This window comes from Duganella aquatilis (genome assembly GCF_009674565.1).
Taxonomy (GTDB): domain Bacteria; phylum Pseudomonadota; class Gammaproteobacteria; order Burkholderiales; family Burkholderiaceae_D; genus Rugamonas; species Rugamonas aquatilis.
The window spans coordinates 26,234-38,685 of the sequence record NZ_WKJL01000040.1; the positions used below are offsets into that span (position 1 = coordinate 26,234).

A 12,452-nucleotide genomic window follows, 5' to 3' on the forward strand; every position below is an offset into this window, starting at 1 on the left:
TCTCCTTAAGCCTGGACCAGCGGGCCAGGGTTTTTCAAGTACTGCTCGCGGACCGCCTTGGCGCACCAGTAGGTCAGCGCGCCGACCATGCCGGTCGGGTTGTAGCCGTTGTTCTGCGGGAAGGCGTTGGCGCCCGGCGCAAACACGTTGGATACATCCCACGACTGCAGGTAACGGTTCAGCGCCGAGGTCTTCGGATCGGAGCCCATGATGGCGCCGCCGCAGGTGTGGGTCGACTGGTACTGCGTCACGTTGTAGTGATCGCCGTCCTTCTTGGCGTCGCCCTTGATGGCTTTCGGACCCAGCACCTTGCACATGTCCGAGGCTTTCTCCACCAGGTACTGCGAGGCCTTGACCTCGTTGTCGTGCCAGTCGAAGGTCATGCGCAGCAGCGGACGGCCGAAGGCGTCCTTGTAGGTCGGGTCCAGGCTCAGGTAGGCGTCCTGGTAGGACATGCACGAACCCTGCACCTCGTAGTAGAAGGAATGGCGGAAGGCTTCCTTGACGCCCTTCTTCCAGCCGCTGCCCCAGTTCGGTACGCCCGGCGCCGTCGCGATGCCGCGCACCGGACCGCCGCCCGGCTGGCGCGCCCAGACCAGGCCGCCGCCGATGAAGCCGGACTTGGTGCTGTCGTTCTGGTTGCCGTTCAAATCGTCGATGGTGGTGCCGCCGCCGCCGATGCCCATGAACTGGTTGGCGTGCACGGTCTCATCGAAGAACAGCGAGACGCGGTTCAGGTTCTGGTACGAGTAGTTGCGGCCGATGGTGCCGGTGTTGCTGACCGGGTCATACGGTACGCCGATGCCCGACAACAGCATCAGGTGCACATTGAACAGCGAGAACGCACACAGCACCACCAGGTCGGCCGGCTGCTCGGTCTCGCGGCCTTGCGCGTCCAGGTAGGTAACGCCGGTGGCCTTCTTCTTGTCGGCGGTCAGGTTGACCTTCAGCACCTGCGCCAGCGTGCGCAGCTCGAAGCCCTTGCGGCCGCGCAGCACCGGCATGATGCAGGCGTTCGGGCTGGCCTTGGAGTAGTTCAGGCAACCGTAGTCGGAGCAGAAGCCGCAAAAGTTACACGGTCCCATCTGGCAGCCGTAGGGATTCACATACGGGCCGGAAGCGTTCGATGCCGGAATCGGATACGGGTGGTAGCCCATTTCGCGCGCGGCCTTGTAGAACATCTCGGCGCCGAGGTAGTTCGGGTTCGGCGGCAGCGCGAATTCACGCGAGCGCGAGCCTTCAAACGGATTGCCGCCGTCGATCTTCTTGCCGTTCAACACGCCGGCCTTGCCGGAGGTGCCGCAGACGTATTCGAAGTGGTCGAAATGCGGTTCCAGATCCTCATAAGTGACCGGGAAATCCTGGATCGTCATGCCGGCCGGGATGAACTTCTTGCCGTAGCGCTGTTCCACGTTGGAACGCACCTTGAAGTCTTCCGGCAGCGCGCGGAAATGGCAGCCGGACCAGTGGCTGCCGGCGCCGCCAACACCGGTGCCCGGCTTGAACGAACCCATCTGGCGATAGGGCACGGCCGTGTCGTTCATATTGTGGCGAATGGTCACCGTCTCCTTCGACAGCGATTGTAGGTACTTGCGGTGCACCGAGCCTTCCAGCTCGTCGACCACGCGCGGATAGGCGAAGTCCGGCTGCGTGTCGCGGTCCGGGCCGCGTTCCAGGCACACCACGCTCAGGCCGGCGTCGGTCAGTTCCTTGGCCATGATGGCGCCGGTCCAGCCCATGCCGACAATGACGGCGTCTACTTTGTTTTTTACGATACTCATCTTGTTAACCTCTGCGTCCAGCCAGATCGACAGGGCCGATCGGATATGGTTTGTCGCGGACTTCCACCCAGTCCAGATAGTCGGCACGCATGCCGGGATAGCCGATCATCTTCCAGGCGCCCATGCCCTTGTTGCCGCCGTGCTTGGGATCGGCGAAGTAGCCGTTGCGCACTTCATTCAGCAGGTTGGTGAAGAACAGCTTGGCCGAAATGTCTTCCAGCTTGAGCTTGCCGCCTTCGCAGCCCTTGAGGATTTCCTCCTGCTGCTTGCGGTCCAGGTCGGCAAACGCCTTGCCGCCGAACTGCGAGGCGCAATAGCCGTCGACGTTCTTGATGCCGACGCGGATGATGTCGCGCAGGCCCAGCTTGCCCTGGTAGCCGAACTCCGGCGCGGCCTTGACGAACGGGCCTTGCATATACCAGATGTCGCCGGTGGCGTAAGGCGTCTGCATGTGGCGGTCGAGGAATTCCAGCACGCCCAGTTCGATGGCGCCGGGGCCGTGTTCGTCGTACGGAATCAAACGGTCCACGGCGGCATTGAGGAACTTCCACTCGACCTGGTTGAAGAAAGCCGGCGTGTAGGCGTCCGGCTTGCCCTCGGGCGCGTTGGCATCGGCGGCGGTGGCCGGCGACAGTGCGCGCACCACGCCGGTGGTGGCCGCCGCGCCGATCGGGATGAAAACCATGCTTTTGATAATATTGCGCCGTGATGGCGACTGTGTGTCGTCAGACATTTTCTTTCTCCTCTGTTTGACTTCAGGGTTGCTGCGCGCTGCGTGCTTCCCACCGATAGCCGACCCCGTAGACAGCCGAAATCGCTTCGGCCAGGCCAGCTTCTTCCAGTTTCCGGCGCAGGTTCTTCACATGCGTATCGATCGTGCGGTCATGCACGATGCGCCGGTCCTCGTACACCCAGGTGCGCAAGTCATCGCGTGACAAGGCCTTGCCGGGTGCGTCGCGCAATCGTTTCAGCAGGCGGAATTCCACCGGCGTCAGCGCCAGTTCCGTGCCGTGGACAAAGGCACGCATGCCCTGGTCGTCGATCTGCAAGCCCGGCGTCGGCGTGCCTGCCGGGCGACGGCGCAGCACCGCGCGCACCCTGGCCACCACTTCGCGCGGGCTGAAGGGCTTGCAGATGTAATCGTCGGCGCCGCTGTCCAGGCCGTCGAGACGGTCTTCTTCCTGGGCGCGCGCCGTCATCATGATGATGGGAATGTCGCTGTTGGCGCGCAGCGCGCGGCACAGGCTCAGGCCATCCATGCCGGGCAACATCCAGTCCAGCAGGATCAGGTCGACGTCGCCGGCCGCCACCGTGGCCTGCACCGACAGGCCGTCGTGCTGCGCGCTGGCGCGGTAGCCGGCCGCCTGCAGATAGCTGACCAGCAGGCGCGCCAGGCGCTGTTCGTCCTCGACCACCAGCACATGCTGAGCGTGCGGCACGTTCATGCGGCTTCTCCCGACAAGGGCAGCGTGATGCGGATGGTCAGGCCGCGCGGCATGGCGGTATGCGTATGCATGGCGCTGATGCTGCCGCCGTGCGCCTCGACGATGCTGCGGCAGATCGCCAGCCCGAGGCCGCTGCCGCCGGTGGTACGGCTGCGCGCGCGGTCGCCGCGCCAGAAGCGTTCGAACAGCATCGGCAGGCCGGCGTCGCTGACGCCGGGGCCGTTGTCGGCCAGCACCAGCACCGCCTGGCTGCGCATCACGTGCAGGCTGATGGCCAGCTGGGTCGCGCCTTCGGCATGGCGCAGCGTGTTGTTGAACAGGTTGCGCAGCAGCTGGCGCAGGCGCACGGTGTCGCCCTGCACCGGCATCGCGGCCGGGCTGTCGATGACGATTTCCATGCCGGCCTGCGCCAGCGGCTCGCCCCATTTCTGGATTTCGCTGTGCAGCAGCGCCGCCAGATCCAGCGGCTCGCGGCGGTAATCGAAGGCGCCCACTTCGGACAGCGTGATCTGGCGCATGTCGTCCACTAGCCGGGTCAGCGTCGCCACCTCGTCCATCAGCGCCTTCAGGCTGCTGGCGTCGATCGGTTCGATGCCGTCTTCCATCGCCTCCAGCTGCGCCTGCAGCACCGACAGCGGCGTGCGCAGCTCGTGCGAAATGTCGGCCATGAAGTGGCGGCGCAGCGCCTCGTTGCTTTCCAGCGTGGCGACCATGATGTTGAAGTTGCGCGCCAGCGTGCCCAGCTCATCGCGCTGCGCGTGCGGCACGCGCACGCCGTAGTCGCCGGCCGCCACCTTGAAAGCGGCGGCGATCAGGCGCCGCGTCGGCGCCACGAAGCTGCGCGCCAGCAGCATCGCCGCCAGGGCCGCCAGCACCAGCGTGCCGAGGCCGATGAACAGGCTGTCGCGCTGCTGCTGCGCCTGGAAGGTGAGTTCGGCTTCTTCCTGCAAGCCGCGCAGCGGCGCGCCGGCCAGCGTGCCGACCATTTTCCCATCCACCAGCACCGGCTGGTAACGCAGGTCGTCGCCGGTTTGCAGGTTGCCGGCCAGGTGATTGCCCTGCTGGTCGTACAGGCCGAGGCGGCGCGGCGCTTTGTCCGGGACAGCGTAGTAGATGGAGTCGCCGCCGGGGCGCGGCGAGGTGGCGCGTTCGCGGCCGATGGCGCCCGTGTAACGCTCCCAGGCTTCGCGGTTGTTGCGGATGAAGTCCCAGTTGCCGTGCTCCTGGTAGGCGCGCGAGAACTCGAACGCCATCGCCTCCATGCGGCGCGCTTCCACTTCGTTCAGATAACCCTGGAAGCCGCGCTTGAAACTCCAGCGCGTGCCGAGGCCGACACCGACCGCCGTCAGCATGCTGACGATCAGCAGTGAAAGAAACAGCCGGGCAGTGATACCGATCTTGACCATCAGGCCATTTAGCCACGATGCGGGAGGCGCTTCAAGCGTCTCCTTTGAAACTGCCGTAATTCTTCACAGAAACTCCACATTGTTGTGGAAGTGTATAGCTTCAGGTACGCGGCAACGTTACAGCGAAGACAACTTGTGGCGATTCGTAGCGGTAAGCGATCTCGCCGCCGTGCTGCTGGACGATCTCCTGGGCGATATGCAAGCCGAGGCCGAGGCCGCCGCGATTGCGCACATTGCCGACCGACGCATGCTTGAGCGGGCTGTACAGCATCGGCACCAGCTCGGCTGGAATTTCCGGCGCCACGTTGCGCACTTCCAGCAGCACCTTGTCGCCCTGGTCGGACAGCAGCACGTGGATCGGCTCGCCATGCGTGCCGTGGTGGCGGGCGTTGCTGACCAGGTTGCTCACCACCTGCACCATGCGGTCGCCATCCACCTGCGCCAGCAGCGTCGGCGGCAGGCTGGTTTCGATGCGCAGGTCGGCGTGCGACAGGCGCGCCTCATCCAGCAAGTCCTGCAGCAGCACGACCAGGTCGACTTCGCTGCGCGTCAGGCCCAGGCTCAGGCCGCCGTTGATGCGGCTCATGTCCAGCACCTGGCTGATCAGGCGTTCCATGCGCGTGCTGGAGGCCTGGATGCGGCTGCTCATGGTGCTGGCGGCGCCGCCATGTTGCAGCACGGTTGCCGCCATATTGATCGAATGCAGCGGGCCGCGCAGGTCGTGGCCCAGCATCGCCAGCAGCTGCGCGCGGGCGCGGTCGGTCTCGATGTGCTTGGCGACGCTGGCGCGGTGCATCTCGCCCAGCAGCTGGGTGGCGGCCAGCTTTTCGGTCGCATCCCACGGCACGGCGCGGCCGCGCACCATCTCGCGCCACTCGTCGAAGGAACCGCGCGGCGTCAGGCGCGGACCCAGCGGACCGGCCACCACCACTTTTTCCGGACGGCCGGCCCAGCGAATGGTGTGGATCTGCTCGCGGCGCAGGCCCAGCAGCCAACCCGAGGTGGCCGGGTCGAAGCGCAGCGCCAGCAGGCCGGCCCACGGCGCCAGCGCCGCCTGGATCTCCTGCGGCCAGTCGGTGACGGCGATGCGCTCGACCAGGTCGTTGCCCCCCTCGCCTTCGGGCAGCGAGGCCACCATGCGCGCGGCCAGCGCGGCGTCGATATCGCCATGCACCATGATCTTGCCGTACTGCGTGACCACCAGCGCTTCCACCTGCAGCGACTCGCACAGCGATGGCGCATGTTGCAGCAGCGCGCGCGCCGGTTCGTCGTGGTGCAGCAGGGTTTCCATGACGCGGGTGCGCACCTCGGCCGACTGCTCGACCAGCTTGCTGCGCTCGCGCGCTTCGATCGACTGCACCAGCGAAGCGATCACCTGCGCCATCACGTCGGCCGCCATGCGGATCGAATACGGCACCTGCAACGGCGCCATGTGGTGGCAGGCCAGCAGGCCCCACAGGCGGCCGTTGACCACGATGGACACGCTCATCGACGCGCCCACGCCCATGTTCTGCAAATATTCGATGTGGATCGGCGAGACGCTGCGCAGCACGCTGTGGCTCAGGTCCAGCGGCGCATCGCCGGCGCGGCCGCGCAGCGGCGCCGGCGTGTAGCCGACGTCGGCGATCAGCCGCAAGGTGTTGATGATGTACAGCCGGCGCGCCTGCGCCGGAATGTCGCTGGCCGGATAGCGGCGGCCCAGGTAGGGCTCCAGGTCGTCGCGGCGCGACTCGGCGGTGACGTCGCCGCTGTCGTCCTGGTGGAAGCGGTAGCCCATCACGCGGTCGAAGCCGGTGATGGCGCGCACCTGTTCGGTGGCCAGTTGCAGCAGCGCGTCGATGGATTTCTGCCGCTTCAGGCGGTCGATGGCGGCGTGCGCCTTCAGCGCGAAGGCGGCGACGGCGTCGCTTGGCGTCTCGCGCAATTCGAATTCGATGATCAGCCGCGACTGGTAGGCATGGACGATGCAGTCGAACTGCAAGCCGCCGATGGCGACCTCCAGCGCGGAAGCCGGCGCCTCGCCGTCCTCGATGCTGTCGCGGCACTCGGCGGCGACTTCATGCACTTCCGGCGGCAGCGGCAACGCGTCCAGCGGCATATGCAGCGCCGGCGCCAGGCCCAGCAATTGCGGCGCGTTGTCGCTCCAGGCCAGCAAGGCGCCGGCCAGGTCGAACGCCAGCAGCGCTCCGTGCGGCTGGATGCTGCCGGGGATGTGAATAGGCTCATCCGCACAATTGTCCAGCGTGACGGGATCGGTCGCTTGCATCGGGCGAAGTCGCTTTTTCGAGAGGGGAGAAGCTGGAATTCTAACATCCCCCCACCGCCATAGGCAGCACGACTGCCGCCTATGTTCGCTAGCGTACTTACAGCCTGTAGTTCAGCCCCAACAGCAGCTGGCGGCCATAGGTGGTGTAGCGCTCCGGCGCGTACGAGCCGCCGGAGAACGGATCGCCCTGGCGCGTCTGGTACGGCGAGTTGTTCAGGTTGTTCACCTGGAACAGGAACGACAGGCCCTTGTACGTGCCCTCCTCGATCGCATAGCCCAGCTGCAGGTCGATCTGGCGTTCGGCCAGGATCTCGCTGAAGGCGCGCTGCGCGAACAGGCCGGTGACCTCGCCGCGGTACGCCGAACGGTAGCGGCGGCTGGCGCGCGCCGAATAACCGTTCTTCTCGTAATACACGGTGAAGTTGGACACCACGCCGGACAGGCCCGGCAGCTTCTCCTTGGTGCCAGGACCGTTCGGATGGATCGAGCTTTCGGTGCCGGACATGCTGCCGGTCACGCCGAAGCCGTCCAGCGGATCCCACAGCAGGCCGGCATCCAGCGCGCCGGACAGCTCGACACCCTTGACCTGGCCGCCGGTGCCGTTGGCCGGACGGTTCAGCGTGCCGATGTCCTGGATCGGGATCACCGTGCCCGGATTCGGGAAACCGGCGAAGCTGAACGCGGTCTGCTGGTTGTAGATATAGCTTTGCAGCTTCTTGTACCACAGCGCGCCGGCGATGTAGCTGCGCTTGCCGATGTACTTCTCCACCGACAGGTCATACGAGTTGGCGCGCCACGGTTCCAGGTCCGGATTGCCGCCGCTGCCGTTCCACATGCGGGTGCTCTGGTCGACGCCGCCGGAAACGCCGGCGCGCATGTCCGACATCTGCGGCCGCGCCACGGTCTTGGCCGCGCCCAGGCGCAGGTTGGTGGTGGACAGGTATTTGTCGAGGTCGAAATTCAGGTTCAGGCTCGGCAGCCAGTCGGTATAGCGCTTGCCGCCAGTGATGGTGCCCAGCACGCCGGAATTGACGGTGGCGCCGCGCGATTGCTGGTCGACGTTGACCGCTTGCAGGCCGAGGTTGCCGCGCACCGGAATCGGACCGAGGTCGGCGTCGATGCCGAGCTTGGCGTAGGCGGTGGCGATCTTCTCGGTCACGCCCCAGTCCTGCAAGGCCTGGTCGTCCGGACGGGCCGGCTGCTTGTCGTAGTACTTGTTCAGCACGCCCAGCACGTCATAACTCATCACCGACGGAATGCCGGCGAAGGATAGCGAGGTTGACGGTTGCAGCAGGTCGGACGACACCGTGGCCGGCGCGCGGCCGTTCTTCAGGAACCAGTAGTTGTTGGTGTCGGCGTGGGTCTTCTCGCGCTTGCTGTAGTTGAGGCCGCCTTCCAGGCTGCGGAAGATGCCGGCCAGCTCCTTCTTGGCCGAAACCTTGGCCGAACTCAGCGTATCTTCGACCACCGGGTGGTGCATGTCCGCATCCTTGCCCCAGCCGCCGACGTCGGTCAGCTTGATGATGTTCGGATCGGCGAAGTTGATGCTCGGCGTGAAGGTCGGCAAGCCGCTGCCGGTCGGAATCTTGAACTGGAAGTTGTTGTCGGTGACGCCCGAGCCAGCGCGGCCGAGGCCGGCATAGGTTTCCAGCACCTCCTCGCGCCGCTTGGCGTTGGAGTACGACAGGTCGCCGACCAGGGTCCAGCCGTCTTTCTTGAAGGTGTTGTTCCAGCCCAGCGCGCCCAGCTGGTCCTTGCGCTGGTTGTAGTCGTTGCGCACGATCGGTTCCAGGTTGGTTAGCACGCCGCCCACCAGCAGGCGGGTGCCGCCGATGTTTTCCACCTGCGGATTCAGGTAGCGGATCGGATTGTCCTGGTTCGAGTTCCACATCAGGCCGCGCATGGTGGTGTTCTGCTTGAACTCGGAGTAGTACATGTCCAGCGTGGTGCGGAATTCCTTCGACGGACGGTATTCGACCACCGCCATCAGGCCGTCACGCTTCTGCTCGCGCGACGAGGCGGTGACTTCGGCGCCGTTCAGCGTGATCACGTTCTGCATGTCGGCCGGCAGGTTTTTATTCGTGCCCCACCACCACGATTTGTATTCCTGCTGCTGGCCCGGCGAATCCAGGTGCGCGTAGCCGACCGCGATGCCCAGCGTGTTGTTGAGGAACTGGTCCACATACGAGGCGCTCAAGCGGTTGCCGTTGGCCGAGGTGTTGGAGTTGAGCTTGCCGTTGGAATTGTGCTCGCCGCGCGCGTTCAGCACAAAGGTGCGCTGGCGGATGTCGAGCGGACGCACGGTCTGCAAATCCACCGTGCCGGACAGGCCGCCCGATACCAGCGCCGCATCCGGCGTCTTGTAGACCGTGACGCCGTTGATCAGCTCGGACGGATACTGGTCGTATTCGGCGCCGCGGTTGTTGCTGGTGGAGACTTGCTCGCGGCCGTTGAGCAGCGTGGTGGAAAAGTCCGGCGCCAGGCCGCGGATCGAGATCACCTGGGCGCGGCCTTCCACGCGCTGCGCGGTCAGGCCGGCCAGGCGGGCGATCGATTCGGCGATCGACACATCCGGCAGCTTGCCGATGTCCTCGGCGGTAACGGCTTCGACGATGGCGTCGGCGTCGCGCTTGATGGCCATCGAGGTTTCGATGCTGCGGCGGATACCGGTGACCACCACTTCCTGCACCGGCGCGTCATCGGCTTTATCTGCCTGCGGCGCGGCGGCCTGCTGTTGCGCGGTGGCCGGACTGGCGGCGAACGCCAGCGCGGCACAGGCGGCAGCGATTGGTTTCATCTTGGTTTTCATGTCTCATCTCTCTCTTTATAGTTTTATTTCCAGGTGAAGGTGGCCACACTGGTAGCCGGCAAAACGTAATCGAAACTGCGCTGGCCGACGCGCACCGCGAAGCGGCGCGGCGCCTTGGCCGAATTCACCACCAGCAGCGCCAGCGAACCATCGTCGGCATTGCGGAAGGCCACGGTGTCGAGCTGGTCGTAACCGCTGGTGGAAGCGATGCGGCGCGCGCCCTGGCGCACGAAGCGGCTGGCGTGGGCCAGCGCGTAGTACTCCTCGTTGCGGGTGATCTTGCCGTCGCGGCTGTCGATGGTGACCACGCCGCGGCAATCCTTGCAGCCGCCCAGGTGCGGACCGTCGTTCTCGTCCAGCGCCAGGTTCCACAACAGCACGCCCTTGGCCCAGCCGCGCGTGGTGCCGATCACCAGCGTGCGGGCGAAGTGCTGCAGATTGTCCGACCACACCGGCGCCCACTTGCCGCCCGAGCATTCGGTGAAATAGGTTTCCTTGTCCGGCCAGCGGTCGTGCAGCGCGGACTGCACGCGCACGTCGCCGCCGTAGCAGTGCCAGGCCACGCCCGTCACGTACTTGCTGGCGGCCGGATCTTTCAGCACATCGGCAGGCGACCACGGCTCATCCCAGTTGTGGTCCCAGTCGAGGATCTTGGTGTGCGGATGTTCCTGCGCCAGCAGCGGACCGAGGTGGCCGCCGATGAAGGCCGCGCGCTGGGCCGGCGTGACGCGCATGCCGGGATAGTCCTTGGGCTCGAAGTGCGGTTCGTTCTGCAGGGTCAGCGCGTAGATCGGCACGCCTTCCTTTTCGTAGGCGCCGATGTAGCGCGACAGGTAGTGGGCGAACGGCGCGTAGGCTTCCGGCTTCAGCGTGCCCTGGATCAGGCTGTCGGTGGATTTCATCCAGCCCGGCGCGCTCCATGGCGAGACCATCACGCGCAGGGTCGGATTGATGGCCAGCGCGGCCTTGGTCACCGGCAGCACGTCGGCGCGGTTGGCGTCGATGGAAAAGTGCTGCAGCTGCGGATCGCTCTGGCCGGGCGGCATGTCGTCGAAGCTGTAGTGCTGGCGCGAAAAGTCGGAGGCGCCGATGGTCAGGCGCGTGAAGCTGAAACCGAGGCCGGGCGCCTTGCCGAACAGCTCGTTCAACAGGGCGCTGCGCTGTTGCGGGTCCAGCTTGTTCTGGATCAGCCAGGCCGAGGCGTCGGTGATGGCGGCGCCGAAGCCGGTCATCTCCTGGAAGCGCTGGCGCGGATCGACTTCGATGATGGTGGCGGCCTTGGCGCCGGCGTGAAAGCTGGCGTCGGCGTTGCGCGCCAGCAGCTGCGTCTGGTCGCCGGTGGTGACCCAGGCCTGCACGGTTTGCGCCTGCGTTGAGGTGTACGCCGCTGCGCCGAGCACGCAGAACAGCAGCAGTTGAGAGAGGGATTTCAAAGACGATGGGCGCAGTTGTCCATCGCCCGGCAAAGCAGGGCTTGCAGTCATGGTGGTGTCTCCTCGCGCAGGCGGATCGTGGTCCGTCTGTCTCCGTTTGTTTATTTATGAAATAAGTGGAATCGTTTCCACTCGTTGAAAAAACTATAGCACCGGCCGATCTTTGATGTCAACGCGTACACAACGGCTGTGGCTGAATGTGTACGCGCCACGTCACGCCTGGGCGCAAGGCGAATTTTCACGAAAGTGCATCTGACACTGCTATGCTTTGAGTACACGTTAAAACATTTTTTCACATACCCGTCATGATCAAGTCAGACTGTCTTTCTTCCAACATCGTGTTTTGCGTATGGGCTGGCAATAACGCCATGTCCGGTGACCGCATTTCGTCGCTGTTCACCATTTTCAATAACGTCCACTGCCCGTTCGTCTACCTGACCAACAGCCATTACCCGGAATGGGAATTGCCGGACGCGCCCTTCCACCCGGCCTTCCCCTACCTGAGCGATACGCACAAGGCGGACTATCTGCGCGTCTACATGATGCATCACTTCGGCGGCGGTTATACCGACATCAAGTTCACCACAAAAAACTGGACGCCATTTTTTGAAGCGCTTCAGAACAGCGACAAATGGTGCCTGGGCTATACGGAGGTCGGTCCACAGGGCGTGGCCAAAGTAGGCGGGCAACTTGAGGAAGTACTGCGCGCGAATTACGCCGATCTGATCGGCCTGTGCGCATTCATCTTCAGAAAAAATACGCCGCTGACACAGGCCTGGATCACCCGTACCCATGCCCTGCTCGACAGCAAACTGGAAGATTTGAAACGCAATCCGGCACGCCATCCGCAGGACCAGCTCGGCGTCAGTTTTACCGACGGAACCGTTTCGGCCTATCCGATCCGCTGGACGGAATTGCTCGGGGATATATTCCATCCCTTGATCTATGAATTCCGCGACCGCGTGCTCCACGCCGACATTGCGCCATCGTTTGCGCACAAATATCGCTAATAAAGCCCGGAAACAATTACAGGCATTTTTGACTCACATCAAAAAGCTGTAGGAAATTTCTGGGCAAAAAACACGGCGAAAACAGCGAATTCAGGCTTTTCGGCGGCATTCCACCCGCGGCGGACGAAATCATGAATGCTGCGGTGGCACATTACAACGACTGGATTTGGCACGGTGTTCGTTTGCGCGCCGAATTGCCCCACTCCGTTTGACCCTCCCTCCATTGCCTGGCGAATGCCGCCACGCGATCGTAAGATCCCTTAAATCCCAATTCGGATAGGTCCTCGTGAAGCTGTTTTAAG

Annotated in this window: 8 protein-coding genes; 1 reads left to right on the forward strand and 7 read right to left on the reverse strand. The window is 64.4% G+C overall.

Annotated features, from left to right (window positions below; genetic code table 11):
- Window positions 1-5: 5 nt before the first annotated feature.
- The 7 genes from GJ698_RS28895 to GJ698_RS28925 all read right to left on the reverse strand — a co-directional run bounded on the left by GJ698_RS28895 (window position 6) and on the right by GJ698_RS28925 (window position 11,191).
- Window positions 6-1,781, reverse strand: coding sequence for a GMC family oxidoreductase (locus GJ698_RS28895; RefSeq protein WP_154361310.1), 1,776 nt, complete (start codon window positions 1,779-1,781; stop codon window positions 6-8).
- Window positions 1,782-1,785: 4 nt separating this feature from the next.
- Window positions 1,786-2,514, reverse strand: a complete 729-nt coding sequence (locus tag GJ698_RS28900) for a gluconate 2-dehydrogenase subunit 3 family protein (RefSeq protein WP_154361311.1) — start codon at window positions 2,512-2,514, stop codon at window positions 1,786-1,788.
- Between the two features lie 22 nt (window positions 2,515-2,536).
- Window positions 2,537-3,226, reverse strand: a complete 690-nt coding sequence (locus GJ698_RS28905; protein ID WP_154361312.1) for a response regulator — start codon at window positions 3,224-3,226, stop codon at window positions 2,537-2,539.
- Complete coding sequence (locus GJ698_RS28910) at window positions 3,223-4,632, reverse strand: ATP-binding protein (RefSeq protein ID WP_154361313.1); 1,410 nt, start codon at window positions 4,630-4,632, stop codon at window positions 3,223-3,225. The genes GJ698_RS28905 and GJ698_RS28910 overlap by 4 nt, the downstream gene beginning before the upstream one ends.
- A 100-nt stretch (window positions 4,633-4,732) precedes the next feature.
- On the reverse strand, window positions 4,733-6,898 hold the full coding sequence (locus GJ698_RS28915; RefSeq protein WP_154361314.1) for an ATP-binding protein: 2,166 nt from the start codon (window positions 6,896-6,898) through the stop codon (window positions 4,733-4,735).
- A 97-nt stretch (window positions 6,899-6,995) separates the two neighbouring features.
- Window positions 6,996-9,695: a TonB-dependent receptor gene (locus GJ698_RS28920; protein ID WP_229260211.1), complete on the reverse strand. Its 2,700-nt coding sequence runs from the start codon at window positions 9,693-9,695 to the stop codon at window positions 6,996-6,998.
- A gap of 35 nt (window positions 9,696-9,730) precedes the next feature.
- A complete protein-coding gene (locus GJ698_RS28925; RefSeq protein ID WP_154361316.1) occupies window positions 9,731-11,191 on the reverse strand; it encodes a glycoside hydrolase family 30 protein in 1,461 nt (486 codons plus the stop codon).
- Between the two features lie 317 nt (window positions 11,192-11,508).
- Here GJ698_RS28925 and GJ698_RS28930 point away from each other — a divergent pair, with 317 nt between their 5' ends.
- A complete protein-coding gene (locus GJ698_RS28930; RefSeq protein ID WP_166454964.1) occupies window positions 11,509-12,150 on the forward strand; it encodes a hypothetical protein in 642 nt (213 codons plus the stop codon).
- Window positions 12,151-12,452 lie beyond the last annotated feature (302 nt).

Bases quoted from the DNA above. Each gene is read 5' to 3' on its own strand.
- GJ698_RS28910 (WP_154361313.1), bottom strand. From the start codon at position 4,632: ATGGTCAAGATCGGTATCACTGCCCGGCTGTTTCTTTCACTGCTGATC.
- GJ698_RS28900 (WP_154361311.1), bottom strand. From the start codon at position 2,514: ATGTCTGACGACACACAGTCGCCATCACGGCGCAATATTATCAAAAGC.
- GJ698_RS28920 (WP_229260211.1), bottom strand. From the start codon at position 9,695: ATGAAACCAATCGCTGCCGCCTGTGCCGCGCTGGCGTTCGCCGCCAGT.
- GJ698_RS28895 (WP_154361310.1), bottom strand. From the start codon at position 1,781: ATGAGTATCGTAAAAAACAAAGTAGACGCCGTCATTGTCGGCATGGGC.
- GJ698_RS28915 (WP_154361314.1), bottom strand. From the start codon at position 6,898: ATGCAAGCGACCGATCCCGTCACGCTGGACAATTGTGCGGATGAGCCT.
- GJ698_RS28905 (WP_154361312.1), bottom strand. From the start codon at position 3,226: ATGAACGTGCCGCACGCTCAGCATGTGCTGGTGGTCGAGGACGAACAG.
- GJ698_RS28930 (WP_166454964.1), top strand. From the start codon at position 11,509: ATGTCCGGTGACCGCATTTCGTCGCTGTTCACCATTTTCAATAACGTC.
- GJ698_RS28925 (WP_154361316.1), bottom strand. From the start codon at position 11,191: ATGACTGCAAGCCCTGCTTTGCCGGGCGATGGACAACTGCGCCCATCG.